The 26,637-nt window shown below is 37.0% G+C and carries 28 protein-coding genes; 15 read left to right on the top strand and 13 right to left on the bottom strand.

Annotated features, from left to right (window positions below; genetic code table 11):
* Positions 1-12: 12 nt before the first annotated feature.
* Entirely contained in the window at positions 13-651 is a 639-nt protein-coding gene (gene rnt, locus JEP71_RS00660; RefSeq protein ID WP_075673239.1) for a ribonuclease T, read from the bottom strand.
* 95 nt (positions 652-746) lie between these two features.
* The gene (gloA, locus tag JEP71_RS00665) at positions 747-1,154 is read right to left on the bottom strand and encodes a lactoylglutathione lyase (protein ID WP_036937247.1); all 408 of its coding nucleotides are present in this window, start codon (positions 1,152-1,154) and stop codon (positions 747-749) included.
* A gap of 185 nt (positions 1,155-1,339) precedes the next feature.
* Between gloA and JEP71_RS00670 the strand changes: the two genes are divergently transcribed.
* Positions 1,340-1,579, top strand: coding sequence for a DUF1289 domain-containing protein (locus JEP71_RS00670; RefSeq protein WP_198619594.1), 240 nt, complete (start codon positions 1,340-1,342; stop codon positions 1,577-1,579).
* 451 nt (positions 1,580-2,030) lie between these two features.
* Positions 2,031-2,459: a transcriptional regulator SlyA gene (slyA, locus tag JEP71_RS00675; RefSeq protein WP_196533262.1), complete on the top strand. Its 429-nt coding sequence runs from the start codon at positions 2,031-2,033 to the stop codon at positions 2,457-2,459.
* Between the two features lie 310 nt (positions 2,460-2,769).
* On the opposite strand, the gene JEP71_RS00680 is transcribed toward slyA, so the two are convergent.
* A complete protein-coding gene (locus JEP71_RS00680; RefSeq protein ID WP_075672187.1) occupies positions 2,770-3,237 on the bottom strand; it encodes a glycine zipper 2TM domain-containing protein in 468 nt (155 codons plus the stop codon).
* Positions 3,238-3,458: 221 nt separating this feature from the next.
* Here JEP71_RS00680 and anmK point away from each other — a divergent pair, with 221 nt between their 5' ends.
* The 4 genes from anmK to pdxY all read left to right on the top strand — a co-directional run bounded on the left by anmK (position 3,459) and on the right by pdxY (position 7,666).
* Complete coding sequence (anmK, locus tag JEP71_RS00685; RefSeq protein WP_198619593.1) at positions 3,459-4,571, top strand: anhydro-N-acetylmuramic acid kinase; 1,113 nt, start codon at positions 3,459-3,461, stop codon at positions 4,569-4,571.
* 43 nt (positions 4,572-4,614) lie between these two features.
* Entirely contained in the window at positions 4,615-5,268 is a 654-nt protein-coding gene (gene pdxH / locus JEP71_RS00690) for a pyridoxamine 5'-phosphate oxidase (RefSeq protein WP_109372409.1), read from the top strand.
* Between the two features lie 131 nt (positions 5,269-5,399).
* Positions 5,400-6,674, top strand: a complete 1,275-nt coding sequence (tyrS, locus tag JEP71_RS00695; protein ID WP_036913193.1) for a tyrosine--tRNA ligase — start codon at positions 5,400-5,402, stop codon at positions 6,672-6,674.
* A gap of 122 nt (positions 6,675-6,796) precedes the next feature.
* Positions 6,797-7,666 carry a pyridoxal kinase PdxY gene (pdxY, locus tag JEP71_RS00700; RefSeq protein ID WP_198619592.1) on the top strand — a complete coding sequence of 290 codons (870 nt, stop codon included), beginning with the start codon at positions 6,797-6,799 and terminating at the stop codon, positions 7,664-7,666.
* 91 nt (positions 7,667-7,757) lie between these two features.
* On the opposite strand, the gene gstA is transcribed toward pdxY, so the two are convergent.
* From gstA to pspF, 9 genes are all read right to left on the bottom strand, one after another.
* Positions 7,758-8,369 carry a glutathione transferase GstA gene (gene gstA, locus JEP71_RS00705; protein WP_198619591.1) on the bottom strand — a complete coding sequence of 204 codons (612 nt, stop codon included), beginning with the start codon at positions 8,367-8,369 and terminating at the stop codon, positions 7,758-7,760.
* 213 nt (positions 8,370-8,582) lie between these two features.
* Positions 8,583-9,287 carry a DUF3592 domain-containing protein gene (locus JEP71_RS00710; protein WP_109372406.1) on the bottom strand — a complete coding sequence of 235 codons (705 nt, stop codon included), beginning with the start codon at positions 9,285-9,287 and terminating at the stop codon, positions 8,583-8,585.
* Between the two features lie 180 nt (positions 9,288-9,467).
* Positions 9,468-10,256 carry an enoyl-ACP reductase FabI gene (fabI, locus tag JEP71_RS00715; protein WP_072067955.1) on the bottom strand — a complete coding sequence of 263 codons (789 nt, stop codon included), beginning with the start codon at positions 10,254-10,256 and terminating at the stop codon, positions 9,468-9,470.
* A 207-nt stretch (positions 10,257-10,463) separates the two neighbouring features.
* Positions 10,464-11,273 (bottom strand): putrescine export ABC transporter ATP-binding protein SapF, encoded by an 810-nt coding sequence (gene sapF / locus JEP71_RS00720; RefSeq protein ID WP_023582326.1) that lies wholly within the window; start codon positions 11,271-11,273, stop codon positions 10,464-10,466.
* Positions 11,263-12,264, bottom strand: coding sequence for a putrescine export ABC transporter ATP-binding protein SapD (sapD, locus tag JEP71_RS00725; RefSeq protein ID WP_088495738.1), 1,002 nt, complete (start codon positions 12,262-12,264; stop codon positions 11,263-11,265). The genes sapF and sapD overlap by 11 nt, the downstream gene beginning before the upstream one ends.
* Positions 12,264-13,157: a putrescine export ABC transporter permease SapC gene (sapC, locus tag JEP71_RS00730; protein ID WP_023582324.1), complete on the bottom strand. Its 894-nt coding sequence runs from the start codon at positions 13,155-13,157 to the stop codon at positions 12,264-12,266. The genes sapD and sapC overlap by 1 nt, the downstream gene beginning before the upstream one ends.
* The gene (gene sapB, locus JEP71_RS00735) at positions 13,144-14,109 is read right to left on the bottom strand and encodes a putrescine export ABC transporter permease SapB (protein ID WP_088496042.1); all 966 of its coding nucleotides are present in this window, start codon (positions 14,107-14,109) and stop codon (positions 13,144-13,146) included. Before sapB ends, sapC begins: the two co-directional genes overlap by 14 nt.
* Before the next feature lie 3 nt (positions 14,110-14,112).
* Positions 14,113-15,798 carry an ABC transporter substrate-binding protein SapA gene (sapA, locus tag JEP71_RS00740; RefSeq protein WP_196533258.1) on the bottom strand — a complete coding sequence of 562 codons (1,686 nt, stop codon included), beginning with the start codon at positions 15,796-15,798 and terminating at the stop codon, positions 14,113-14,115.
* A 292-nt stretch (positions 15,799-16,090) separates the two neighbouring features.
* Entirely contained in the window at positions 16,091-17,086 is a 996-nt protein-coding gene (gene pspF, locus JEP71_RS00745; RefSeq protein WP_198625580.1) for a phage shock protein operon transcriptional activator, read from the bottom strand.
* 214 nt (positions 17,087-17,300) lie between these two features.
* Between pspF and pspA the strand changes: the two genes are divergently transcribed.
* From pspA to tyrR, 8 genes are all read left to right on the top strand, one after another.
* The gene (gene pspA, locus JEP71_RS00750) at positions 17,301-17,969 is read left to right on the top strand and encodes a phage shock protein PspA (protein WP_072062534.1); all 669 of its coding nucleotides are present in this window, start codon (positions 17,301-17,303) and stop codon (positions 17,967-17,969) included.
* A 36-nt stretch (positions 17,970-18,005) separates the two neighbouring features.
* Positions 18,006-18,239 (top strand): envelope stress response membrane protein PspB, encoded by a 234-nt coding sequence (pspB, locus tag JEP71_RS00755; protein WP_023582319.1) that lies wholly within the window; start codon positions 18,006-18,008, stop codon positions 18,237-18,239.
* Positions 18,236-18,592, top strand: a complete 357-nt coding sequence (gene pspC, locus JEP71_RS00760; protein ID WP_109372402.1) for an envelope stress response membrane protein PspC — start codon at positions 18,236-18,238, stop codon at positions 18,590-18,592. The genes pspB and pspC overlap by 4 nt, the downstream gene beginning before the upstream one ends.
* A gap of 119 nt (positions 18,593-18,711) precedes the next feature.
* On the top strand, positions 18,712-18,966 hold the full coding sequence (locus JEP71_RS00765) for a phage shock protein PspD (protein WP_265576286.1): 255 nt from the start codon (positions 18,712-18,714) through the stop codon (positions 18,964-18,966).
* A complete protein-coding gene (locus tag JEP71_RS00770; protein ID WP_198625581.1) occupies positions 18,947-20,341 on the top strand; it encodes a YcjX family protein in 1,395 nt (464 codons plus the stop codon). Before JEP71_RS00765 ends, JEP71_RS00770 begins: the two co-directional genes overlap by 20 nt.
* Complete coding sequence (locus JEP71_RS00775) at positions 20,338-21,381, top strand: YcjF family protein (RefSeq protein WP_198625582.1); 1,044 nt, start codon at positions 20,338-20,340, stop codon at positions 21,379-21,381. The genes JEP71_RS00770 and JEP71_RS00775 overlap by 4 nt, the downstream gene beginning before the upstream one ends.
* 537 nt (positions 21,382-21,918) lie before the next feature.
* Positions 21,919-22,338 carry a hypothetical protein gene (locus JEP71_RS00780; protein WP_232797443.1) on the top strand — a complete coding sequence of 140 codons (420 nt, stop codon included), beginning with the start codon at positions 21,919-21,921 and terminating at the stop codon, positions 22,336-22,338.
* A 153-nt stretch (positions 22,339-22,491) separates the two neighbouring features.
* On the top strand, positions 22,492-24,057 hold the full coding sequence (gene tyrR / locus JEP71_RS00785) for a transcriptional regulator TyrR (protein ID WP_198619586.1): 1,566 nt from the start codon (positions 22,492-22,494) through the stop codon (positions 24,055-24,057).
* A gap of 68 nt (positions 24,058-24,125) precedes the next feature.
* Here tyrR and tpx read toward each other — a convergent pair whose 3' ends face one another.
* Positions 24,126-24,629: a thiol peroxidase gene (gene tpx, locus JEP71_RS00790; protein WP_198619585.1), complete on the bottom strand. Its 504-nt coding sequence runs from the start codon at positions 24,627-24,629 to the stop codon at positions 24,126-24,128.
* A gap of 223 nt (positions 24,630-24,852) precedes the next feature.
* Here tpx and JEP71_RS00795 point away from each other — a divergent pair, with 223 nt between their 5' ends.
* Positions 24,853-26,472, top strand: a complete 1,620-nt coding sequence (locus JEP71_RS00795; protein WP_196533253.1) for a peptide ABC transporter substrate-binding protein — start codon at positions 24,853-24,855, stop codon at positions 26,470-26,472.
* The last annotated feature ends 165 nt before the right edge of the window (positions 26,473-26,637 follow it).

The raw sequence follows: 26,637 nt of genomic DNA on the forward strand, positions 1-26,637 counted from the left end.
GAAATCATAGTTTCAAGGTGTAGGCAATGGCCATCCACCAAGCTTTTTCCAACGGTTAACTAATTCACAAAAAAGTAATGATGTGCGATTAGTATCGTATAATGCACCGTGCGCTAATTTGCTATCAAAGGGAATGCCAGCAGTGATGCAGGCTTTAGCCAAAATTGTCTGCCCTAATACCAATCCACTTAAAGCCGCTGTATCAAAGGTGGCAAAAGGGTGAAAAGGATTACGTTTTAATCCAGCACGCTCAGCAGCAGCCATCACAAAGCTGTGATCAAAATTTGCATTATGAGCGACAATAATAGCGCGATTACAATCTGCATCCTTCATTCCTTTACGTACCATTTTAAAAATGGCATGAAAGGCTTCATATTCACTGACTGCGCCACGTAAAGGATTAGTTGGATCAATACCTGTAAACTCTAAGGCTGCTGGCTCTAAATTAGCCCCTTCAAAGGGTTCAACATGAAAATGTAATGTGTTATCAGGTTTTAGCCAACCTTGCTCATCCATTTTTAGTGTAATGGCGGCGATTTCAAGTAAACCGTCTGTTTTCGCATTAAATCCACCTGTTTCAACATCAATGACAACAGGGTAGTAACCCCGAAAACGGTTACAAAGCTTATTGGGATTATTTATATCAGGCATTAAGTTGTACTTATCCGATAAAAATAGAATATCGGAAATTGATAATCAGTAAGGCCAGAAAGATACACATGTTATCTTTCTGGTTTTAATAAATATTAGTTACCTAGAGCGTGACTTGCACTTTTGTTTTCGATGAGCTCGATTTTATATCCATCAGGATCTTCAACAAAAGCAATAATTGTTGAGCCACCTTTTACTGGACCCGCATCACGGGTAACATTACCGCCAGCTTGGCGAATGGCTTCACAGGTTGCGGCAACATCATCAACACCTAATGCCACATGCCCAAAAGCGGTTCCCATTTCGTAGCTGTTTACACCCCAGTTATAGGTTAATTCGATAACCGCACCAGTGCTTTCATCACCATAACCAACAAAAGCTAACGAGTATTTATATTCCTCATTCTCGCTAGTGCGTAGAAGTTGCATACCTAAAACCTTGGTATAAAAGTCGATAGAACGTTGTAAATCGCCCACACGGATCATGGTATGAAGTACTCGCATATAAACCTCTTGTGTTTTTCTAATGATTAAACCCTACAGTTAAACTGATGGCGGAGTACTATAACGCGTTAAAGCCCTAAAGTTCAATTTTACTACGCCTTTAACAGTTCAATAAATCATGTTGTGCAGATAATATCTCTATTAACTATACTCTATTGTAACAAACAATAGGGAGGGAAAATCAAATGCAAGAACAATTAGAATTTTTTGATATTCCTAGTCCTTGTATTGGGCGTTGTGAAATGAATGCGCAAGGATATTGCGTTGGGTGCTATCGCAGTCGCCAAGAGCGGTTTAATTGGTCAATAATGAGTCAACAAGAGAAAAGAAATATATTACGACTTTGTCAGCAACGTTATTTAAGAACATTAAAAAAACTGGGTTCTTCAATTGAAAGAGAAAATGATCAACTCAATTTATTTTAAATGTGCTACTTATTTTTTAATATTAAAATAATAATTAACTATCTTTTTAATTCATTATTGTTATTTATTGTAGTTATGTGGTTTATTATTTTTTCTTTATTAATATAAAGTTATAACTTTAAAGTGTTGTTGCTCTATTTTTATTTGCAATCAATTGATAAGAATGGTTTTTTTCTTGGTTTTAGTGTTGGATTTAAAATAATAATAATTATTATGTAAAAAAATATAGATTAGTTTTTATAACAAGGTTATTCTTTATGAACTTTCTTTGCTAGAAAGAAAAGCTTTAATTATATCTGGAAAATAATTACTTATCTAATAAATAGGGTTATAACTATATTAGTTATTAAAGGTAATGTTTTAATTAAAAAGAATAGGTAAATATTGTATTAAAAATGAATATCTAAACTTTGTAATAAGTTGACTGAAAATGCTAATTAAGGAGAGATAAGTGGAATCAACATTAGGAGCTGATTTAGCGCGTTTAGTTCGATTGTGGCGTGCTTTAATTGATCATCGTCTCAAACCATTAAAATTAACCCAAACCCACTGGGTTACTTTGTACAATATCAGCCAATTACCTCCAGAGCAGTCACAAATCCAATTGGCAAAAGCAATAGGGATCGAGCAACCGTCTTTAGTGAGAACCTTAGATCAACTGGAAGAAAAAAAGCTGATATGTCGGCATACATGTGCAAATGATCGTAGAGCAAAACGTATAAAATTAACAAAAGAATCTGAGCCTTTTATTAATGAGGTTTATACTGTTATAGAAAAAACGAGACGAGAAATATTAGGTGGTATCCAACTAGACGAAATCGAAAGGCTAATAGGTACAATCCAAAAATTAGAAAAAAATATAAATAGGTTAAATGACTAATAATTTCAAATTTAATATATATTCTATTTAAATAAGATTAATGACATGATGATAACTATACTCTAAATAATTTGATGTTCAGCTAGATAACAAGTGAATGAGTCACTAGGGATATATAAAATATGTCACTGGTGCGAGTAAACGATGTCAACAATACTGAAATTTGAAATATGACGAGTATATAACAAAAATCATTATATAATCCTAATTGTCATAACTAGATTATATATTCGTTCTCTCTTTAGGTTACTTATTATTGAGTCATAAAATAAAACAGGCAACTTTAATGTTGCCTGTTTTTTGTTGTTCATTAGCGAGGAGAAACAGTTAAGTTATTTCCGTTGCCAATAACTGCAACACGTTGACCTTGGCTATAAACAGTATTATCTGCTTTTTGAACGATAGCGACAGTTCTACCACTATCTAAACGAACTTCAATTTGAACACCCTTAGTGGTATTTAAAGCGCCTTGTGCTTGTTGTCCTGCCATACCACCTGCTATTGCACCCGCGGCTGTTGCAAGATTACGACCTGTACCACCCCCCACAGTGTTACCTAGCATACCACCAAGAACGGCACCACCGATAGCGCCTAAAATATTCTCATCGCTACCCGCTTGAATATTTACTGCACGCACAGAAACCACTGTACCATAAGTAATATTTTGAGCTTGTTTTGCTTGGCTTGCGGTATAAGTGTCACCAGATAGTGAATTTGTATTCACACAACCAGTAAGTACAGTCATTGTAAAAAGACCAATAAGTAAATGCTTAAACATAGTCACTCCTAAAGAAAATCTGAGGTAAATTATTCAGATTATACCAATGTTATCTAGTATCAGTTATAGCTCGTTTTTTGCGTATGTCGACACTGATTTTAATAATATATAGCTTACTATATAGTAAAGGCCGATCGTAAAAACAGAAGAGATTTCTGAAAAGAGAGAATATAACATTATATGTTAAAAATTTGCATCATCTTGATTATAAGGAAAAGAACATGATAGCAGGGCGGTACATTGGCGTGATGTCTGGCACAAGCTTAGATGGTGTTGATGTTGTATTAGCTGCAATCAATAATAAGTTCGTAGCACAACAAGAAAATCACTTTCTGCCTTATCCACAAAAACTACGCCAACGAATTTTAGCTGTTTGCCAAGGACAACCTACTACCTTGCATGAAATCGGCCTATTAGATGCCCAACTGGGCGAACTTTATGCGCAAGCAATTATAGAGTTACTCGCAAAAGTAAAACTTAGCGCGAGTGATATTACGGCGATAGGATGTCATGGACAAACCGTTTGGCATGAGCCAGAAAGTGATATGCCATTTACTATGCAAATTGGTGACAACAACCGTGTTGCTGCACTAACAGGAATTACGACAGTTGGTGATTTTCGTCGCAGAGATATTGCTTATGGCGGACAAGGTGCACCTTTAGTACCCGCTTTTCATCTTGCCGTGTTAGGACACTCTGTTGAAAAACGTGTTATTTTAAATATTGGTGGTATTGCCAATATCTCATTGTTATTACCTGGTATTGCAGTCAAAGGCTACGATACAGGACCCGGAAATATGCTATTAGATAGCTGGAATTGGATCCATAACCAAACACCCTATGATGATAATGGTAAATGGGCTGCTACTGGCACTGTAAACGCAACTTTATTGAAAGATATGCTTTCAGATCCTTATTTTTCGCGTTCAGCACCTAAAAGTACAGGGCGAGAATATTTTAATACACAATGGCTAAATTACCATTTAGCAAGAGTACCGAATGTTTTTCCTGAAGATGTACAAGCCACTTTAGTTGAATTAACCGCGATAAGTATTGTGCAACAGATCCAATTAAACGGTGGATGTGAACGTTTACTCGTTTGTGGTGGTGGGGCGAGAAATGGGCAAATTATGCATCGTTTAGCTTCATTATTACCAGGTACAGAAGTCGCAACAACGGATAAATATGGTTTAAGTGGCGATGATATGGAAGCGTTGGCATTTGCTTGGTTAGCCGCTCGAACTATCGCAAATGAATCAGGGAATTTGCCTTCTGTAACAGGGGCATCAAGAGAAACCGTTTTAGGGGCGATTTACCCTACAAATCCTCGTTAAGCGTGATATGCTGAACGCAGTTTCTCAAAAGAGAGAGTGAAAAATGACAGAACTTGATTTTATTGATGTTGCAGATTTACGCCGTGAATATATGAAAGGCGGATTACGACGTCATGAATTAACAGAAGAGCCATTAGTCTTGTTCGAAAAGTGGCTAAAACAGGCTTGTGAAGCACGTTTAAGCGATCCTACTGCCATGTGTGTCGCCACAGTTGATGAAAATGGACAACCCTATCAACGTATCGTGTTATTAAAACACTTTGATGAAAAAGGGCTCGTGTTCTATACCAATTTGGGTAGCCGCAAAGCCAGTCATTTAGAGCATAATCAAAAAATCAGTCTGTTGTTTCCTTGGTATCCCTTGGAAAGACAAGTTTGCTTTTTAGGTAAAGCAGAGAGGCTCTCTTCACTCGAAGTGATTAAATATTTTCATAGTCGTCCTAAAGATAGTCAAATTGCAGCGTGGGCTTCTCAACAGTCTTCTCGCATTTCCGCAAGAGGCGTATTAGAAAGTAAATTTCTGGAATTAAAACAGAAATTCCAAAATGGAGAAGTGCCATTACCGAGTTTCTGGGGTGGATATCGTGTGACATTTGATTCTGTTGAATTTTGGCAAGGACGAGAAAATCGTCTACACGATCGCTTTATCTACCAAAAATCACCACAAGGATGGGACATTGAGCGATTAGCACCTTAATGCTGTGTTAATAAATTTGCCTCAAAAAGTCTTTTTCTACTGGTACTTAATGTAGTGGCGCTTTATGCTATACCACTTGTGTTTCACTTATATTTTAATAGACAAAAAACAATAAACCGATGGAGTCATTGATGTCTAGCAAGAACCTAATCACACAATTGCAGGAGCGTGGGCTAATCGCTCAGGTCACGGATGAGGCAGCTTTAGTAGAGCGTTTGGAGCAAGGTCCTATCGCTCTCTATTGTGGCTTCGATCCTACCGCTGATAGCCTGCACTTGGGGCATTTGGTTCCTTTGCTGTGTTTAAAACGATTCCAACTAGCCGGGCATAAGCCTGTGGCGTTGGTGGGTGGTGCAACGGGTCTAATTGGTGATCCTAGTTTTAAAGCCACTGAGCGCAAACTGAATACCCAAGATACTGTTCACGAATGGGTAGAAAAAATTCGTAAACAAGTGTCACCTTTCTTAGATTTCAACAGTGGTGAAAACAGTGCGGAATTAGCAAACAACTATGACTGGTTTGGTCAAATGGATGTGCTGACATTCCTGCGTGATATCGGTAAACACTTCTCTGTGAACCAAATGATCAACAAAGAAGCGGTTAAACAACGTTTAAACCGTGACGACGTGGGTATCTCTTTTACTGAATTCGCCTATAACCTATTACAAGCTTATGACTTTGCGTCATTAAATACGCATTTAGGTGTTGAATTACAAATCGGTGGCTCTGATCAGTGGGGTAATATCACTTCAGGTATCGATTTAACCCGTCGTTTCAATCAGAAACAAGTATTTGGTATGACTGTACCATTAATTACTAAATCTGATGGAACTAAATTCGGTAAGACAGAAGGCGGTGCGGTTTGGTTAGATCCTAAGAAAACAAGCCCATACAAATTCTACCAGTTCTGGATCAATACAGCAGATGCTGACGTTTATCGCTTCTTAAAATTCTTCACATTTATGAGCATTGAAGAAATTAATGCACTTGAAGAAGAAGATAAAAATAGCGGTCAAGCGCCTCGTGCTCAACGTGTATTAGCAGAACTAGTCACTGGTTTAGTTCATGGTGAAGAAGGTCTAATCGCTGCTAAACGTATTACAGAAAGCTTATTCTCTGGTGCAATTGCAGACTTAACACAAGCTGACCTTGAACAATTAGCACAAGATGGTATGCCAACAATTGAGTTAGAAAAAGGCAGTGATTTGCAACAAGCACTGGTTAACGCAGAATTAGTTCCTTCTCGCGGTCAGGCTCGTACAATGATTGGCTCTAACGCAGTTTCAATTAATGGCGAAAAACAAGACAATCCTGAATACGTCTTTGAAGAAAAAGATTTCTTATTTGGTCATTATTCTATTTTGCGTCGCGGTAAAAAACATTACTGCCTCGTTATCTGGAAATAATTGACAGTAAAGGGCAGCCGATGAGTTGCCCTTTTTCTTAATAACAATAAATAAACGTATATACCTCGCCTATGATGATAAAGCTTGGGTGTTGTGTGTATTCACAATAATCGGTTTATGTCATGAAAAATATACTCTCTATTCAGTCACATGTTGTTTTCGGTCATGCAGGTAACAGCGCCTCTGAGTTTCCAATGCGTCGTATGGGGGTAAATGTTTGGCCTCTAAATACAGTGCAATTTTCAAATCACACACAATATCCAGAAAAATGGACTGGCTGCGTCATGTCAGCAGAACATATTACTGAGATTGTTGATGGTATTGCCGCAATTGGTAAACTTTCACAATGTGATGCAGTACTAAGTGGTTATTTGGGATCGGCTGAACAAGGTTTGCGCATTGTTGATATCGTTAAAAAAGTAAAACAAGCGAATCCTAACGCATGGTATTTTTGTGATCCTGTAATGGGACATCCTGAAAAAGGGTGTATCGTGCCGCCAGAAGTATCTGGTGTACTGTGTGAAGAAGCGTTACCTATCAGCGATATCATTGCGCCTAATTTGTTAGAACTTGAAACATTAAGTGGTGGCAAAGCCCTTCATAATGTTGATGAGTGTGTCAATGCTGCCCGTGAATTGTGTAAACAAGGTCCAAAGGTTGTATTAGTAAAACACTTATCACGCGCTGGATATCGTCATGATCGTTTTGAAATGCTGCTAGTTACCGCAGAACATAGTTGGCATGTGAGCCGTCCATTAGTTGATTTTGGTGAGCGTCAACCTGTGGGTGTCGGTGATTTAACCAGTGGTTTAATGCTAGTGGATTTACTTAAAGGTGTTGAATTACAAACTGCATTAGAACACGTTGCCGCGGCAGTTTATGAAGTGATGCTAAAAACGAAAGAGATGAATGAGTACGAACTGCAACTCGTTGCTGCTCAAGATCAAATGGTGCATCCAACACACAGATTCTGCGCAACACAGATAGATTAAACCACACAAAATCCTAAGAAAAGAAAAAGCGGATATGAATATTACGTCCGCTTTTTTATTGTATTAAGTTTATTTTTTATTACGTTTTAACTCACTCTTTAATTAACCCTTCAGTGACCAGTGCGCTATGCACATTAGGTCGTTGTGCAATGCGTTTTAGGTAATCTTGCAGATGTGTTAAGTCAGTTAAATCTAAACCCACATGCGGTGCCCATTGGCTTAATGTAAATAAATAGGCATCAATAACCGTAAAATGCTCACCACATGCACATTTTTGCTTGCTTAATACATCATTAATATAAGCAAATTTACTTTTTAATTTAGTTTTAATAACAGGTACATAGCTTTCAGGTGTATCTGGTGAAAATAGAGGGCTATAGCCTTTATGTACTTCACTGGCAAGAAAGTTTAACCACTCAATTTGATGGTAACGTTCTAGCGATTTTGGCGGTGCAATTAAATTTCTATCTGGTTTTAAGTCTGCAAGGTATTGAACAATTGCAACACCTTCAGTCAAAATATCACCATTATCTAATTGAAGAACAGGGACTTGGCCTTTTGGGTTGATGGTTAGAAAATCTTTCCCCGATTCTGTTTTCTTAGCACGTAAGTCGATGCGCTCTATTGAAAAGTCTAAACCGGTTTCACGTAAAACGATATGAGGGGAAAGCGAGCAACTACCTGGCGTGTAGTACAATTTCATATTGAATAGCTCCCTATCAATGAGGTGGTGAATTAACTTACAGATATCAGAATATCTTCACTAATATAAGATGATAAGAGGTTCTAAGAAATTAGCAAACTCAAATGGTGCGAATAAAAAAGGCTTTTGTAAATCTGTGAACAAGGCAGTTAATTGATGAAAATACACGAAAACAAATGCCCCTTATATTAATAGGATATAAGACGTCTTCAATTATGACTCTTCAAAGGAGGGTAAAAAAGAAATATCAAGGTAATAGATTTTTGGATTTCGTTTATCAACATAGACTGTAACAAGCTCTTTATTAATATAAGGTGTGGGATCAAAAAAGATATAACCACTTTTATAACGAATTAATCGATTGTTTAATGTATCATGATAATCAGCAATAATTTGATAGGGAGAACGGTGATTAAAACGAATATGACTATTAATAATAATTTCGGATATTTTTACATTGATAGGCATCCCATCACGTTTTAGTCGTTGATCCCTTGTTGCTCTTCTTCTGATAAAATACAAAGGGATAAGCCCTGTTGATGCAAATACCAATCCAAAAATACTTAATATAGTACCCGCGCCATATAAGCCTAAAAAATTGTTTATTGTTGCTCTTTGTGGATCACTTGGAAGATAAATAACGTTAATCTTTTCACCAAGATAAAAGCGGGATTGATTGCCACCTTCTGGTGAGCGAAACGTTATTTCTCTATTATCTTCCGTATTAAATCTAATAATAGGGTGATAAATACTTCTATCATCCGAAGATTTACTCACACTTTGGTCAATAACAACACCTGTTGTCTCTATTCCATTTCTTACTACATTTAATTCAGATTTAATAACAAACAACGCCACAACAAAAATAATTGCACCAATAAGAGCAAAAATATAAAACAGAAATCTAAATTTCTTCATACATTAAGTCCTTTTATTAATAGGTGATTATTTTATCGCTAGTATAAAAAAGATTATAGGAATAAGCTAAAAAATAGAAGAAAAAAATCAATTAAAAAGTAAGGATAAATAGCAGCATTGTTATAATAAAAAAGCCAGCCTTAACAGTAAGACTGGCTTCTATTTATTTATAGAATAGAATTATTTTAATTCTAATTCATTCATTGCAGCGATGCTGAAACCACCATCTACGTGAATGATTTCACCTGTGATACCACCAGATAAGTCAGAGCATAAGAATGCGGCTGTATTACCCACATCTTCCGTTGTTACAGTACGACGCAGAGGAGTTACTGACTCGCAATGGCTTAACATTTTACGGAAATCTTTGATACCAGATGCCGCTAATGTACGGATCGGACCTGCTGAGATACCGTTAACACGAATACCTTCAGGACCCATAGCATTTGCCATATAACGAACGTTAGCTTCTAAAGAGGCTTTTGCCAGACCCATAACGTTATAGTTAGGGATTGCACGTTCAGCGCCTAAATAAGTCAGAGTTAATAGAGCTGAATTTGGATTTAGCATTTCACGGCTTGCTTTCGCCATAGCAACGAAGCTGTATGCACTGATGTCGTGAGCAATTTTAAAGCCTTCACGAGTTACGGCATTAACGTAGTCGCCATCTAATTGGTCAGCAGGAGCAAAACCGATAGAGTGAACAAAACCATCGTATTTTGGCCAAACTTTTGCAAGTTCTGCGTACATGGTATCGATGCTTTCGTCTTTTGACACATCACACTCTAATACGATATTTGAGTCTAATGATGCTGCAAATTCTTCAACGCGTGGTTTCAGTTTTTCATTTTGGTAAGTAAATGCAAGTTCTGCACCTTGGTCACGCATAGCTTTGGCAATACCATAAGCAATTGATAATTTACTAGCAACACCAGTAATAAGAATGCGTTTGCCGGTCATAAAGCCCATAGCTGTATCCTTGTTTTTTCGTAAATCGCGATAATAACATCATTCACAGTTTTATTTATCTGTTAGGTTATCACGCTTATTGTTAATAAACGTGGCTGATTCTACCACGACATTTGTAAATTTGTTTAATTTCCCTAGCACCTCCGAGGAGTTAAGGGAAAAGGGTGAAATAATGTACAATCAACATTATGCTTATATTGTTTACACTTAAGTCAAATCTTGACGCCAAGCTTCTGCTGTTAAGGCTTCACCAAAGTGACTTGCTACCAATCTTCGAGTAACTTCATGTAATGGTGACGCAAGGACTTCTGCTGTATTACCACGTTCAACGACTTCGCCATTATCCATCACTATGATTTTATCGCTAATATGTTTTGTCATGCCTAAGTTTTGTGTCACATAAATATAGGCAATATCATGGGTTTCTTGCAGTTCTAACATCAAGTTTATTATTTGTGAGCGTAAAGACATATCCAGCGAAGCTATTGCCTCATCGGCAATAATGACTTGAGGTTGTAATATCAATGCTCGTGCAAGCGCAATTCGTTGACGCTGACCTGATGCAAACATATGAGGATAATAGTTTGCATGTTCAGGTAAAAGACCCACTTGGCGTAATGTTTGATAAATTCGTTTTTCACGCTCAATCGCACTTAAGTCTGTATTCAGGCGTAAAGGGATCTCTAATGTTTGACCAATACGCTGGCGCGGGTTTAATGAGTTGGTGGGATCTTGAAATATCATTCTAATTCGCTGACTACGATAAGGGTAATCACCAAAAGTCAGTTGATGCCCATTAATAAAAATATCGCCACCCGTAGGCTCTGTCACACCTGATAACATTCTCGCTAGTGTAGATTTTCCCGAACCATTAGCACCAATAATAGCTAAAGTTTGCTTGGGTTCTAGCGTAAAACTCACAGGTTTTACGGCTTCTAACTGCTGACGCCGAAATAATCCGGTACGATAGCGAAATGTTTTTGATAGATTTTTCACCTCAAGCAGCTTATCGAACATCAGTTGGCTCCACATTTAACGGAAAATGACAAGCCACGGCATGGTTTTTAAATAAACGTAACCGAGGTGCTTCAATACATTGTCGCTGCGCATAAGGGCAGCGAGGCCCTAAGCGACATCCCACAGGTAAATGCTCAAGAGAGGGGATTGCGCCGGGTAATGTATTTAAACGGCTCTTATGTGCCAATGAGTTGGTAAAATCGGGAATAGAGCGGATCAAAGCCTGAGTATAAGGATGATAAGGTGTCACTAATAACTCGTCAGGGGATGCCGTTTCAACGGTTTGACCACAATACATAACCGTAATTTTATTCGCCAATTTGCTCATCCATTGCAAATCATGGCTAATCAACAAAATGGTCATATTGTTATTTTGATTAAGTCGAGTCAGTAAACGAAAGATTTGGGTTTGTGTTGCCGGCTCCATAGCGTTAGTCGGTTCATCCGCAATCAGCAATCGAGGCTGATTTGCAATAGCAATGGCAATCATCACCTTTTGGCATTCACCCTCAGTTAATTCATAAGGATAACTGCGCATAATGTCTTTGTGATCTTTAATACCTACACGGTGTAATAGTTCAATTGCGCGACGTTTTCGCCAATGAAAGCGTTGCCACCAATGGCCTTTAAAAGTCCAACCAGGAATTGCCTGTATAAGTTGCTGTTCAATTTTTGTAGCAGGATCAAGACAAGATTGTGGCTCTTGGAAAATCATTGAAACATTATGACCAATGACTCGGCGTCTAGCTCTTGGTGATAATTTAAGTAAGTCGATATCATCAAAACGAAAGCGATCGGCTGTCACACTGATATTATCTTTTGTAACGCCACAAATCGCTTTTGCAATTAAGCTTTTACCCGACCCTGATTCACCAACAAGACCTCTCACTTCACCTTCATTTAAGGTTATAGAAACACGATCTACCGCTTTTACTGGGCCATCGGGTGTCATAAATTCAATGGTTAAATTGCGTATATCTAATAAAGGCATTATTCAACTCCCTCATTTATTGCACGCTGTAAACCATCACCTAAAAGGTTCACCAGTAAAACGCTTATCATAATTGTGGCGCCCGGAATTAAGACTGTCCAAGGAGCAACATATATTAACTCTAACGAATCACCTAACATCGCTCCCCATTCTGGTGAAGGAAGTTGGGCACCTAAATTGAGAAAACCTAATGCTGTAATATCAAGAATAGCAATTGAGAAAGCGCGTGTTAATTCAGAAACTAATACAGGCGTAATATTAGGCAGTACGGTATACCATAAAATGGAAATGTTCGATGCACCATCAAGTCGAGAAGCAATAACATACTCTTTGTTTAATTCATCATTAACCGCAGAATAAATCATTCTGACTAAACGAGGTAACAGCGCCAGCCAAATCGCTATCATCGCATGACCAAGGCTTGTTCCAACAAAAGCTACAACAATAATAGCAAGCAGTAGGGATGGAATTGATAACAGGGTATCTAATATATGATTGAGAATAGCGGATTTTAAGCCATGAGTCATACCTGCAAAACAACCGATAATTAATCCCATCAGTGTCGCTGCAAAAGTAACAATAAATGCACCACCAAAGGTCATGCTTGTACCAATTAAAATTCGGCTGAATACATCACGTCCTAAATCATCTGTACCAAAGAAATAAGAGACATTGCCGTTTTGATACCAAGATGGCGGAGTGAGTTGATGGCCAAAAAATTGTTGGTCGAGTGCATAAGGCGCAATATAAGGGCCTATAATACTGAGCACTAAGAGAAAAAGAACGCCATAAAACCCTACCATTGAGATAACGTCTTTAGAAAAACATTGCCAAATCACCGCAGCGGGTGTGGGTGTTTTTTTCTCTTTATAAAATTGGCTATCTAAAGGCATATCCCACCTTGTGTTTCATTGGGTTGCTCATTGCGCCCACAATATCCGATAAAACGTTGACAATAATGACCATTGAACCCACCAACATTACGCCAGCTGAAATAGCAGAGTAATCTTGTTGACGGATTGCTGTAACCAACCAACGACCAAGCCCCGGCCAGTTAAATACAATTTCTGTTACCATAGTTAGCGTAAGCATGGTGGAGAACTGTAAGCCTAATTTAGGGATGATTGGGGGTAAAGCATTATGAAGAATATGGCGACGAATAATTGTAAAACGTGAAAGACCTCGAGTTGCGGCTGCTTTCACGTAGTTCTCTGACATAATTTCTTCCGTACTGTTTCGCATTAATCGAATAACTTCGGTTGTTGGTGCAATAGCCAGAGTTATTACAGGTAAAATTAAATGCTGTAATACATTAATGATCATTTGTTGACGATAAGGTGAATCAGATAACCACGCATCCACTAATGCAATGCCTGTAATAGGTTGTAAGTTATAAAGCAAATCAATACGGCCTGAAACAGGTAGCCAACCCAATTTTAGTGAGAAGAAAAGCGTTAGCAGCAATGCAAGTCCAAATACTGGCACAGAAAAACCTAAAAGCGCGAAGTTACTGATAATAATATCGGCGGATTTATTACGCCAAACTCCCGCAATAATACCAGCAGGAATACCTACAATAAGGGCAAAAAGAAAAGCTAATGTACAAAGCTCCATGGTCGCTGGAAGTGCCTCTACCAATTGCGCTTTGATAGGTTCACCATTGATAGAGGAAATACCAAAATCAAAATGGATCATATTATGGGCATAAAAAAAGTAGGCATCGGTGAGTGATGCACCACTTAACGGGGCATTTGGTGTGTAATAACTTAGGCTAAAGCTCACTAGCGACAAAAAGAACAGTGTCACAAGCAATAAAAGCAATCGACGTATTGAATAAATAATCATGGATTATTTTACAGCCTCTTTCTTGTGATTTTGTTCGTCTACTTCTGCCTCTCGATAAACACCAGCAAAAGACGCATTACCAAAAGTACTCAATACCAATCCTTTAATATCATAACGATATGCTTGCATACGTAAAGAGTTTGCTAAAGGCAACACTGGTAACTCTTGAGCAAGAATATCTTGAGCTTCATGATAATAATCCATTCTTGAAGCAAGTTGCTGACTATAAAGCGCTTTTTTCAAAATATCATCAAAGTTAGGTAAACACCAATGACTTAAGTTAGTTTGTGAGCCAATGGCTGCACAGCTAAAGAGAGGACGGAAAAAACTATCAGGATCGTTACTGTCAGTTGACCAACCAGATAAGGTCATATCATGGGTGCGATCCATCATACTCGTTTCTTGATATCGTCCTTCAATAGGACGAATGCTCATTTGAATACCCACTTGCGCTAAGTCTGCTTGAATAAGTTCCGCCATTTTTAATGGGCTTGGATTATAAGATTGTGAGGCGCTAGGTACCCAAAGATTTAATTTCAGCCCATCAAGGCCTAGCTCTTTAAGAATTTGTTTCGATTTCTCAGGATTATATTCTGTAATTTTTGCTCGGTTATCATAAGCCCAAGATGCGCGAGGAAGCACTGATGCTGCCGTTTCTGCCGTACCATAATAAATAGATTCCATTAAACGTTCGTTGTTAATGGCATAAGCAATAGCTTGACGAACTTTAAGATCATTTAGGGGTGGTTTGCTGGTGTTAAAGGCTAAATAAGCGATATTCATACCAGAACGCAACGTTAATCTTAGTCGTGGATCGTCACGTAAGACTTTTAATTGGCTTGCGGCAGGATAGGCTAAAACATCACATTCACCAGTGAGTAATTTAGATATACGGCCTGTACCACCTGCACCCATATCAATAACAATCTGTTGCATTTTGGGTTGGCCTTTCCAGTAATCTTTATTTCTAAATAAACGAACAAATTGCCCTGGTTGATATTCATCTAAAAAGAAAGGGCCTGTTCCTACTGGTTTCCAATCAAGCTGTGTTTGATCGCCTGATTTTTCTAAATTTTGGGCGTATTCGGCAGAAAGAATAGGGGCGTAATGTGTTGCTAAATGCCATAGAAAGGAGGCGTCAGGCTCTTTTAAGCTAAATTCTACCGTGTATTGACCTAGTCTTTTTATCGATTGGATATTATTGGCAAAACTTAAGCTGTCAAAATAGGGGTATTTTCCGCCATTAATTTGATTGAAAGGATTTTGTGGATTGATCATCCTTTCAAAACTAAAAATAACATCATCAGCGGTAAGTTTACGTGTTGGTGTGAACCAAGATGTTTGTTGAAAGGAGACATTTTTACGTAAATAAAAGCGGTATGTCGCGCCGTTATCTAATGTTTCCCATCGAGCTGCAATTTCAGGGATCAGGCGATAAGTGTATGGGTCGACATCTAAAAGACGGTCATAGAGCTGTGCAGCTAGAGGATCAATAATTAATCCACTACTTGATAGTTGTGGATTAAAGGTATTTACACTGCCATCAACACAGTAAACAAAGCCATTTTGATTAATTGGAGTTGGCTCAAGCGTTATAGATGGTGCTTGTGTTTTTGGTGCTACATCCGCAATACAAGTTACGCTTGTAAAGGTGAGTAGCAAAGTACCAATAAATAAAATAGGGCGCATAAATAATGTCTTTTAGAGAAACGATTTTGCTATTGTAACTTAAAAAACTTTCTATCCCCAAATAGTCAAAAAAACAAAGTGAGAAAAATTCTCAATAAAATGCTTTACAAATGCTAATGATAAAGATTATCATCCGTATTGTCCTTCAGCGGTAAGAGGTTTTCCGCAGAGGGCACGACATTGCTCACATTGCTTCCAGTATTTTTTACTAGCCAGCTCGGGTGCTGGCTTTTTTTTTGCCTATTGTTTACGCCTCCCCCTTGGCAATTAAAAAACTATATTTATCAATAAATTAAGTTATTATTTGATGTTTTTTAATTAGCCCTCTAAATTGATCGTAACTTAGTGATAATTTTTCAGCCGCCTCTTTCTGGTTATATAAGCTCTCTTTTAATGCACTATTTACTAATTTTTTTTCTACATCATTTTGCCATTGGCGTAAATCCAACGGTAATATAGGTAGTGAAAAATTTTCTTTAGGTGATTTTTTTAATGTGGGTGTTTTTGACGTCTGAAGACCGGCAAAGGGATCAATAATAATATTGGTGAGTACGTTATCGCAGGTTCCATGACGATAAACCGAGCGTTCAACAACATTTTTTAGCTCACGAATATTACCTGGCCATGAATAATCTAAAAGTACTTGGCGCGCACTATCACTAAAACCAGGAAAAAAAGGTAAACCTAACTCTTGGCACATTGAGATAGCGAAATTTTCAGCAAGCAACATAATATCTGCACGTCGCTCTCTTAATGGCGGGAGTCTAATAACATCAAACGCCAATCTATCGAGTAAATCGGCACGAAATTTACCTTCTTCTGCCATTGCGGGTAAATCTGCATTTGTCGCGCAAATAAGCCTAACATCAACATGCAGAGATTGACTGCCCCCAACGCGCTCTAAATGACCATACTCAATGACGCGCAGAAGCTTTTCTTGCACAAGCATGGGAGCAGTCGCCAGTTCATCAAGAAAAAGAGAACCTCCATCCGCACGTTCAAAACGCCCTTGATGACGATTTCTAGCACCAGTAAAAGCGCCTGCTTCATGACCAAAAAGCTCAGAATCAAGTAAATTGTCATTGAGCGCAGAACAGTTGATTGAAATAAAAGGTCCTTGCCACCAAGGAGCAAGATAGTGTAAGCGATGAGCGATCAACTCTTTGCCTGTACCTCGTTCACCAATAATTAATACAGGCTTTTTTAATTGAGCAAGTGCTGAGGTTTGTTCTAATACATCAATAAATTGACTATCAACGCCGATTATTGTCTCTAAATTCTCATTCATTGGTTAAATTCACCATATTGAGGTATTTTTTACCAGTCTATCAGGTGTTTGAAAAATAGGCGAACAATATAAATTACCTATTATTAATAGGTTAAGTGAATTTTAAAAGTTGGCACGCAAATTGTATTAACTAAAGTATGCCGGCGTTACGACAGTGCGCCATTACTGAAATAATTTAACGTCACTAATTAGCATAGCTATTAAGGATAACATCATGGGTATATTTTCACGTTTTGCTGACATTATTAATGCCAATATCGCTTCTTTATTAGATAAAGCGGAAGATCCTGAAAAAATGATCCGCCTAATGATCCAAGAAATGGAAGATATGTTAGTTGAGATCCGTACAACTTCTGCACGCACTTTAGCTGAAAAGAAAGGATTAGAGCGCCGTATCGAACAAGCTGAAAAACAGATGAAAGATTGGCAGGATAAAGCAGAGTTAGCTCTTATCAAGGAAAAGGAAGATTTAGCTCGTGCAGCATTAATCGAAAAACAACGTGTAGCATCAGTTAATGACACATTGAAACACGAACTGATTATTATTGATGAAACGCTAACTCGTTTAAAAGGCGAAATTAGTGAATTAGAAAACAAACTAACTGAAACACGCGCAAAACAGCAGTCTTTAGTTGTGCGTCATCAAGCAGCAAATTCATCTCGCCAAGTTCGTCGCCAATTAGACAGTGGTAAAATGGATGCAGCAATGGCGCGTTTTGAACAATTTGAACGCCGTATTGACCATATGGAAGGTGAAGCTCAAAGTTATGGTTTAGGAAAGGAAAAATCTTTAGACCAACAGTTTGCTGAATTAAAAGCTGATGATGAAATTAGCGCGCAATTAGCGGCATTAAAAGCTAAAATCAATATCAATAAAGAGTAACAGCAAGCGTAATAACCATCTTATAAAGGATATGTAATGGGCTATATATTTCTGGGAATACCACTGACAATTTTCGTTTTATTTATTCTCCCTATTTGGTTGTGGTTGCACTACAACAGTCAGAAAGGTGGAGGTAATGTTCAGTTAACCCATCAAGAAATGCAGCGACTGAGCGCGCTGGTGGATAAAGCTCAGCAAATGCAGGAACGCATTAAGACGTTAGAACAAATACTTGATGCAGAACATCCTAACTGGAGGCAATCACAATGACGATGCAAAGCAAGCAATTGTATCGCTTGCCACAAGAGGGCATGATCCGTGGTGTATGTGCTGGGCTTGCCCATTATTTTAATATTCCTGTTTTACTTATCAGGGTTATTGCGGTGATTGCGCTGTTTGCTGGTTTTTTCGGTTTAACTATTGTTGCTTATTTTGTTTTAAGTTTCTTTATGGAGCCAGCTCCTGCTAATTACCAGCAAGGTGAAAATCAGCAAGAGAGCTTAAAAGACATTTTAAGCGGGGTAGATAATCAATTGATGCAAGGTGAAAAACGTTTACAACAAATGGAACGTTATATTACCTCTTCTACTTATCAGTTAAATAAACGTTTTCGAGATTTGTAATATTTTTGCCATTTAATCTGATAAGACGCTCCATTTTAGGAGCGTCTTTCTTTCAGTCCGTTTATCTTTTTCAACGCTTGTATTGTGAGAGAATAAAATTTCTGATTGAGGAGCCTATTGTGAATTCCAATCAAGTATTCGTTTCTTTAAAAACAAATAAACTCGCCCAATTAGCCAAAAAAGGGTTAACATTTGGGTTAATGTTATTCACTTTATTTGGGCCAGCTGCAATCACAGGCGGTATATTAAAACGAGTAAGTAGCAAACCGTTACGTTGGCTGGTTCTATTGATAGCTGAACCTATTATCAAAGCAGGTTTTAATAAGCTATCGCGTCAAATGTCTTGGGAGAAACATGAAACGCCTACAAAATGAACTTACCGCTTTTATTAATCGTGGTGTTGATAGACATCTTCGTTTGGCCGTAACTGGATTAAGTCGAAGTGGTAAAACAGCATTTATTACCTCTTTAGTTAATCAACTTATTAATGTGCATACAGGCGCGCGTTTACCACTATTTTCGGCTGCACGAAATAAACAACTACTAGGTGTAAAACGCATTCCTCAACATAATTTAAATATTCCTCGTTTTACTTATGATGAGGGAATGGAATCTCTTTATCATACACCGCCAAGTTGGCCCGCTCCTACAAAAGGGGTCAGCGAAATTCGTTTACAACTACGTTATCGCTCGAATGAATCTTTAACACGTTTTATAAAAGAAACATCTTCTCTTTATTTAGAAATTGTTGATTACCCCGGCGAATGGCTATTAGATTTACCTATGCTTGAGCAAGACTATTTTGAATGGTCAGAGCAAATGAATAAGGTCAATCGCCAAAGAACATCACCAGAACAGCATTGGCAATTACTCCTTAAAAAATGTGATCCTTTTGCGCCAGCTGATGAAACGTTATTAGCTGATATTGCCTCCGCTTACACTGACTATTTATTATCGTGCAAGGAAGAAGGGCTTCACTTTATTCAACCTGGACGTTTTGTATTACCCGGTGAATTAGCGGGAGCACCTGTTTTACAGTTTTTCCCTTGGGCTGATTTGCAACAATATGATATTGCTAAATTAAAGAATGCAGATAAACGCACTAATATTGGTATGCTAAAACAGCGTTATGAATATTATGGACAGCATGTTGTAAAAGGTTTTTATCGTGATCATTTCCAAGGATTTGATAGACAAATTGTTTTGGTTGATTGCCTGCAACCTTTAAATCAAGGTGCAGATGTTTTTAATGATATGCGCCAAGCATTAACACAATTAATGCGCAGTTTTCATTATGGAAAAAGAACTTTACTTAGACGCTTATTTTCACCTTGTATCGATAAACTTCTGTTTGCAGCCACAAAAGCCGACCATATCACGGTTGATCAACACGAAAACTTAGTGTCATTGCTTCAACAGCTTATTCAAGATGCTAAACAAAATGCTATTTTTGAGGGGATCAGTATAGATTGCATGGGACTAGCTTCTATTGCGGCAACTGAAAGTGGGATTGTTGATCATCATGGCGAAAAAATACCAGCTTTAAAAGGTTTTCGTTTAAGGGATAACACACCATTAGTATATTTTCCCGGTGAGGTTCCTAAGCGATTACCTGAAAAAACATTTTGGGAAAAACAAGGGTTTAGTTTCGAATCTTTTAGGCCGCAACAAATATCAAGAGATAGTGCGGTTCCTCATATTCGTATGGATAGTGCAATGGAGTTTTTGTTAGGGGATAAATTAAAATGAATGAGCCATTAAAATCGCGAATTGATTTTAAAGAGCCCATACTTCACGAAGAAGTCATCTTGAAAAAAGGTGTTGGCTTTAATGAAAATGAGCAATTTTTGCCTATTGATCCACAATTGGATGAAGAGAATGAAGGGCAATTAGAAGGTGATGTTCAATCAATTTTAAAACCGAAAAAAAATATCTGGAAACGTTTATTAACGATTGCGAGTACCATTTTAGGGATTAGTGTTATTGCCCAAACGGGACAATGGATTTATGACTCATGGGTAAATTCTGACTGGATTGCGTTGGGTGCAGCCAGTGCGGGTGGATTAATTGTTGTCGCTGGGATTGGATCAGTTATAACAGAGTGGCGCCGTATTTATCGTTTACGTCAACGGGCAGATGAAAGAGATAAAGCAAAAGAGTTACTTTATAGCCATGCGATGGGGAATGGTCGACCATTTTGTGAAAAACTTGCTAAACAAGCGGGTATTAGCTCACAACACCCTGCATTAATTCGTTGGCAAAGTGCATTACACGACACCCATAACGACAAAGAAGTATTAGAACTTTATAGTCAACTTGTTCAACCTATTTTGGATAAACAAGCTAGAGCTGAAATTAGTCGTTCTGCAGCAGAGTCAACCTTAATGATCGCTGTCAGTCCGCTGGCAATGGTTGATATGGCCTTTATTGGTTGGCGTAATATTCGTTTAATTAACCGTATTGCAGAAATTTACGGTATCGAATTAGGCTACTATAGTCGTCTAAAACTCTTTCGCCTTGTTCTAGTCAATATCGCATTTGCGGGTGCGACAGAACTGGTTAGAGAAGTTGGAATGGACTGGCTTTCACAAGATCTTGCAGCACGATTATCAACAAGAGCCGCTCAAGGTATTGGAGCAGGTTTATTAACGGCACGCTTAGGAATAAAAGCAATGGAATTATGCCGTCCTTTACCTTGGATTGATGATAATAAACCTAAGCTAGGCGATTTTAGAAAAGAGCTAATTGGAAAATTAAAAAATACCATTGGTAGTAAGAAAAAAGAATAAATTATTATTTTCACCTTTTAATAATTTTAAATAAAAACCGCAGAAGCCATTCTGCGGTTTTTTTGTATAAAGATTGGTAAGGTGTTATTTATATAAAATAGCCATAATAATAAAGATGATAAAATATTATTTTAAAATAAGTCACTGAATGCTATAAAGTGTTTTTATAGTTTTACTACCAATAATGTTATTGTTTTAAATGGAAACTATCGTGATAAGAAATTTTAAAAAGAGTCAATTTTTACAAAATTTGAGATAGTTATAACTATTTGTATATAAAGAATAATATGCTTCCCTCTAGTGAAATATTTGTAATTTCAATCAAAATATTCCTTTTTTGAAAGAAAAATAGTCTTGAGTTTGGTTTAATAAATAGCGTTAAATGTTACCGCAAAAATGTATCGCAAGACCTATTCTATCAATATATTTTCAAACATCTAATTTGTAAGTTATTCGTTATTTAGTAAACAGAGGCGGTTTTTTATTTGTAAAAAATAGAAAATAGTTAATAAATAATTATTCTAAGAAGGGTAAAAAATGAAAGAAATACAAATTTCAGTAATAAAAAAACTCTCTAAAGCAAGACGTCAACTCTACCTAAGTTCAGAATTTAATGTTTCAAACATTGACAACCAATTAAGTATTTTAATCCCTATTCTTGATGAGACGATCAGTGAGATTAAAAAAAGACAATATCAAAAGCAACCTAAGTCATTTCAAATAAAAGAGATATCCCAATTTTTTGAATATCTGACTGAGTCGGATAAGAAAGAAAAGGCAATAAACGCATTAGAGTATCTCCTCTTTTGTTTTGATAATGGATGTAAAACTATTAAAAAGGTGATCCGTCGAGAATTAAGCCCTTTGGTAAAGGATGTCGAATATCTTATCGATTTTGAACTAAAAAAAATAATAAAAACCTCTTCATTTTCGTTATTCGGTTTTTTTAAAGCATAAATAATCTTGCTTAAAAATTAGGAGATTGATTTAGTTGTGTAAAAATAAATGCTAGTGGTGTCAACCTTTGCTGACAATCCTCTTTATTTCGTTGATATTTATGTATAATATCTAGAATTAGTTCAGGGTCACTCAGTATTAAGAAGGTTTATAATGCGTTTAGAGGTCACTTGTGAAGATCGCATCGGGTTAACCCGTGAATTATTAGATCTGCTCGTATTAAAAAATATCGATTTGCGTGGAATTGAAATATTCCCAATTGGTCTTATTTACCTGAATTTCTCACAGATAGATTTTAATATATTTCAACCTCTTATGGCGGAGATACGTCGAATAAATGGTGTTATTGATGTACGTACTGTTGCATTTATGCCGTCAGAGCAAGAACATCGTGCAATTTGGACATTATTAGAATCTGTTCCTGTTCCTGTTTTTTCTATTGATACCAAGGGTAAGGTAAAATTACTTAACCCTGCAACAAGACAGCTTTTTGGTTTATCTCCAGATGATCATGCTGAGAAAACATTTAACCAATTTATCCCAAATTTTAATATTCATCGTTTTTTAGAACAAAAAGAGCACTTTATTCAAAAGGTGCCTATTACTGTGAAAAAACAGAATTTTGAAATGGAAATAGTCCCAATTAAACTGACAGACGATAACCAATATAATCATTGCGTTGGGGCTTTTGTTTTACTGAAATATAATGAAATTATTTATAATTACCCTAGATTAGTGACTAATGATCAAAGTGGGTTTGACCAAATTATTGCCGTAACACCTAAAATGAAGCAGCTTATTACTCGTGCAAAGAAAATGGCAATAATGAATGATCCATTGTTATTAGTGGGTGAAACAGGTACAGGAAAAGATTTATTAGCAAAAGCCTGCCATTTACTAAGTAGCCGTTTAAGATATCCATTTCTTGGCTTAAATTGCGCTTCAATGCCTGATGATGTTGTTGAAAGTGAGTTATTTGGCTATGCAGCGGGTGCTTATCCTAATGCCATTGAAGGAAAAAAGGGCTTTTTTGAGCAAGCCAATGGCGGTACTGTTTTACTTGATGAAATCGGTGAAATGTCCCCGCAAATGCAGATCAAACTTCTACGCTTTTTAAATGATGGAACGTTCCGTCGAGTGGGTGAAGAAGAAGAAGTGAATGTAGATGTGCGCATTATTTGTGCTACTCAGAAAAATTTGTGGGAATTAGTACAAAAGGGATTGTTTAGAGAAGATCTCTATTATCGCTTGAACGTATTAACATTAACATTACCGCCATTAAGGGAAAGAAAGGACGATATCATTCCGTTGGCAACTCATTTTATTAATCAGTACTGTCAAGAACAAAAAGTGGGTGTACCGTCCATTTCTACTGATTTCTCAAATTATTTAATGCAATATTCTTGGCCGGGTAATATTCGCCAATTACGGAATACTGTTTATCAAGCAATGGCACAGTTAGTCGGAAATACATTGCGTGTTCAAGATATTACGTTACCTGAGCACACGGATGAAACATTATTTGATGAGAATCTATTAGACGGCTCGTTAGATGAAATGACAAAACGCTTTGAGGCTTCGATTTTAACGCGTTTATACCGTGATTATCCAAGTACACGTAAATTAGCGAAACGCTTAGGTATTTCTCATACCGCTATTGCGAATAAGTTAAGAGAATATAATCTTACGAATAAAAAGAGTGATAAGTCTGAAGAATAATTGAGTAGTAAGATTTTGTGCATAATAAAAATAGACGAGCATAATACTCGTCTATTTTTTTATCAGTATTATTTCAGTGCTTTTAACGCATCATCATAATTGGGTTCAGTTGTAATTTCGTCAACCAACTGGGTGTAGATAACCATGTTATTTTCATCTAAAACAATCACTGCTCGGCTTGTTAAGCCAGCTAATGGACCTGATGTAATTGCAACACCGTAGTTTTCTTTAAATTCAGCACCACGCATTGTAGATAATGTCACAACGTTATCTAAGCCTTCCGCGCCACAAAAACGCGCTTGAGCAAAAGGTAAATCAGCTGAAATACATAAAACAACTGTGTTATTTAATTCATTTGCAACTTTGTTAAATTGGCGAACACTTGCAGCACAAACACCAGTATCTACACTTGGAAAAATGTTTAGAACTTTACGTTTACCTGCAAAATTCGCTAAAGAAACATCATTAAGATCTTTACCAACAAGAGAGAAATCAGCTGCTTTTTGACCGACTGTTGGGAAATTACCCGATAGTGCCACTGCATTTCCTTGTAAAGTAACTTGATGTGCCATTGTTGTTCTCCTTTATTAGTTGTCAGACTAACTGTTATTAATACTCAGTATTAACGATAATTTTCGTTAATGCTTAACCATTATTAAAATTTGCCACTATTGGCGTAGTCATCACTAAAAACATAAAAATTTATAAAATATTTGTAATCAGTGATTGTGCCTTTTTATCAGGCTCTTATAATTGTGCAGTTTATTCTCATACAGATTACAGGACGAAACAGACATGCGCAAAATATTCGTCATCTCATGTGCACTTGTCGTTCAAGGATTACTCACATCGCAGATAAATGCGGCAGTAGTCCCCGCAGGAACGATACTCGATAAAAAGCAAGAAGTCGTTCGACATTTAAAAGATGAGCCAGCATCACTTGATCCCATTAATGCAGTAGGATTAACAGAAGCTCAAGTGCAACGTGATTTATTTGAAGGGTTGACGATAGAAGATGAGCATGGACGTCCCATTCCAGGTGTTGCTCAAAGTTGGCGTACAGAAGATAATCGTGTGTGGATCTTCACTTTACGCGATAATGCCAAATGGTCTAATGGTGAAAAAGTAACCGCAACAGATTTTGTCTATAGCTGGCAAAGGTTAGTTGACCCTAAGAATCTTTCACCTTTTGCATGGTATGCATCACTTGCATCTATTGAAAATGCACAAAAGATTATTGATGGAAAATTAAAACCAACATCATTAGGCGTGGAAGCACTTGATGAAAAAACGCTAAAAGTGACTTTAGAACGACCAGTCTCGTATTTTCCAAGTTTAACGACTAATTTTTCGTTATATCCTGTACCTCATCATAGCATTGAAAAATATGGCACTGAATGGGTTAAGGTTGGCAATTTAGTCGGAAATGGAGCTTTTGTTTTAAAAGATAGAGTCGTTAATGAGAAGATCGTATTAACGCCAAATCCTTATTATTGGGATCATAAAAATACAGTATTAACCAAAGTCACTTTTGTGCCGATTAATCATGAATCACATGCGACTAAGCGTTATTTAGCGGGTGATATTGATATTACAGAGTCGTTCCCGAAAAATTTATATCATAAATTAATGAAAGATATTCCTAATGAGGTTTATATTCCTGACCAGTTAGGAACTTATTATTATGCTTTTAATACCCAATCAGGGCCAACAAAAGATATTCGTGTACGTAAAGCGTTAGCGATGGCAATAGATAGAAAAATTATCACTGATAAAGTATTAGGAACAGGGGAGAAATCAGCAAACCGTTTTACACCTGATGTAACGGCAGGCTTTACCCCAGAACCTACAATTTATGATGAATACAATCAAGATGAATTAGATAGTCAAGCTAAGATCTTATTAGCGGCTGCGGGATATGGCCCTCATAATCCATTAACACTCTCATTGCTATACAATAATTCAGAGAATCATCAGAAAATTGCTATTGCAGTTGCTTCTATGTGGAAGAAAAAGTTAGGCGTGAAAGTCGAATTACGTAATCAGGAATGGAAAACATATATTGATAGCCGAAATTCTGGGGATTTTGATGTTATAAGAGCATCATGGGTTGGCGATTATAACGAGCCTTCTACTTTTTTAAGCTTATTAGGCTCTAAACACGCTGGTAATATCCCTAAATATCAGAATAAGCAATATGATGAAATATTAACATTGTCTGGTATGACTATTGATACAAACGAAAGAAATAGTCTGTATAACCGCGCTGAGCAAATAATTGCTGAAGATGCACCAATCGCACCTATTTATCAATACACAAATGGACGCTTGATAAAGCCGTGGTTAAAAGGTTATCCCATTGAGAACCCAGAAGATGTTGCTTATAGCCATACACTTTATATATTGAAACATTGATTCAATTCTTTATTTTAACATAAACAGAAAACACTCAATTTAATTGAGTGTTTTTTATAGAAAAAATAAAAAAGAACCCCTTTTAGAAAGGGGCGTAGCAAAATAAAGCAGGGTAACTTATTATCTAGATATAAATTATATTGTTAATACTTTCTTTGCACGCCT

It is taken from the genome of Proteus sp. PR00224 (assembly GCF_016238105.1).
Lineage (GTDB): Bacteria > Pseudomonadota > Gammaproteobacteria > Enterobacterales > Enterobacteriaceae > Proteus.

What these genes read in the sequence shown, in the direction of transcription:
- rnt (WP_075673239.1), bottom strand. Translation starts at nt 651, where the DNA reads ATGCCTGATATAAATAATCCCAATAAGCTTTGTAACCGTTTTCGGGGT.
- gloA (WP_036937247.1), bottom strand. Translation starts at nt 1,154, where the DNA reads ATGCGAGTACTTCATACCATGATCCGTGTGGGCGATTTACAACGTTCT.
- JEP71_RS00670 (WP_198619594.1), top strand. Translation starts at nt 1,340, where the DNA reads ATGCAAGAACAATTAGAATTTTTTGATATTCCTAGTCCTTGTATTGGG.
- JEP71_RS00680 (WP_075672187.1), bottom strand. Translation starts at nt 3,237, where the DNA reads ATGTTTAAGCATTTACTTATTGGTCTTTTTACAATGACTGTACTTACT.
- anmK (WP_198619593.1), top strand. Translation starts at nt 3,459, where the DNA reads ATGATAGCAGGGCGGTACATTGGCGTGATGTCTGGCACAAGCTTAGAT.
- pdxH (WP_109372409.1), top strand. Translation starts at nt 4,615, where the DNA reads ATGACAGAACTTGATTTTATTGATGTTGCAGATTTACGCCGTGAATAT.
- tyrS (WP_036913193.1), top strand. Translation starts at nt 5,400, where the DNA reads ATGTCTAGCAAGAACCTAATCACACAATTGCAGGAGCGTGGGCTAATC.
- pdxY (WP_198619592.1), top strand. Translation starts at nt 6,797, where the DNA reads ATGAAAAATATACTCTCTATTCAGTCACATGTTGTTTTCGGTCATGCA.
- gstA (WP_198619591.1), bottom strand. Translation starts at nt 8,369, where the DNA reads ATGAAATTGTACTACACGCCAGGTAGTTGCTCGCTTTCCCCTCATATC.
- JEP71_RS00710 (WP_109372406.1), bottom strand. Translation starts at nt 9,287, where the DNA reads ATGAAGAAATTTAGATTTCTGTTTTATATTTTTGCTCTTATTGGTGCA.
- fabI (WP_072067955.1), bottom strand. Translation starts at nt 10,256, where the DNA reads ATGGGCTTTATGACCGGCAAACGCATTCTTATTACTGGTGTTGCTAGT.
- sapF (WP_023582326.1), bottom strand. Translation starts at nt 11,273, where the DNA reads ATGTTCGATAAGCTGCTTGAGGTGAAAAATCTATCAAAAACATTTCGC.
- sapD (WP_088495738.1), bottom strand. Translation starts at nt 12,264, where the DNA reads ATGCCTTTATTAGATATACGCAATTTAACCATTGAATTTATGACACCC.
- sapC (WP_023582324.1), bottom strand. Translation starts at nt 13,157, where the DNA reads ATGCCTTTAGATAGCCAATTTTATAAAGAGAAAAAAACACCCACACCC.
- sapB (WP_088496042.1), bottom strand. Translation starts at nt 14,109, where the DNA reads ATGATTATTTATTCAATACGTCGATTGCTTTTATTGCTTGTGACACTG.
- sapA (WP_196533258.1), bottom strand. Translation starts at nt 15,798, where the DNA reads ATGCGCCCTATTTTATTTATTGGTACTTTGCTACTCACCTTTACAAGC.
- pspF (WP_198625580.1), bottom strand. Translation starts at nt 17,086, where the DNA reads ATGAATGAGAATTTAGAGACAATAATCGGCGTTGATAGTCAATTTATT.
- pspA (WP_072062534.1), top strand. Translation starts at nt 17,301, where the DNA reads ATGGGTATATTTTCACGTTTTGCTGACATTATTAATGCCAATATCGCT.
- pspB (WP_023582319.1), top strand. Translation starts at nt 18,006, where the DNA reads ATGGGCTATATATTTCTGGGAATACCACTGACAATTTTCGTTTTATTT.
- pspC (WP_109372402.1), top strand. Translation starts at nt 18,236, where the DNA reads ATGACGATGCAAAGCAAGCAATTGTATCGCTTGCCACAAGAGGGCATG.
- JEP71_RS00770 (WP_198625581.1), top strand. Translation starts at nt 18,947, where the DNA reads ATGAAACGCCTACAAAATGAACTTACCGCTTTTATTAATCGTGGTGTT.
- JEP71_RS00775 (WP_198625582.1), top strand. Translation starts at nt 20,338, where the DNA reads ATGAATGAGCCATTAAAATCGCGAATTGATTTTAAAGAGCCCATACTT.
- JEP71_RS00780 (WP_232797443.1), top strand. Translation starts at nt 21,919, where the DNA reads ATGAAAGAAATACAAATTTCAGTAATAAAAAAACTCTCTAAAGCAAGA.
- tyrR (WP_198619586.1), top strand. Translation starts at nt 22,492, where the DNA reads ATGCGTTTAGAGGTCACTTGTGAAGATCGCATCGGGTTAACCCGTGAA.
- tpx (WP_198619585.1), bottom strand. Translation starts at nt 24,629, where the DNA reads ATGGCACATCAAGTTACTTTACAAGGAAATGCAGTGGCACTATCGGGT.
- JEP71_RS00795 (WP_196533253.1), top strand. Translation starts at nt 24,853, where the DNA reads ATGCGCAAAATATTCGTCATCTCATGTGCACTTGTCGTTCAAGGATTA.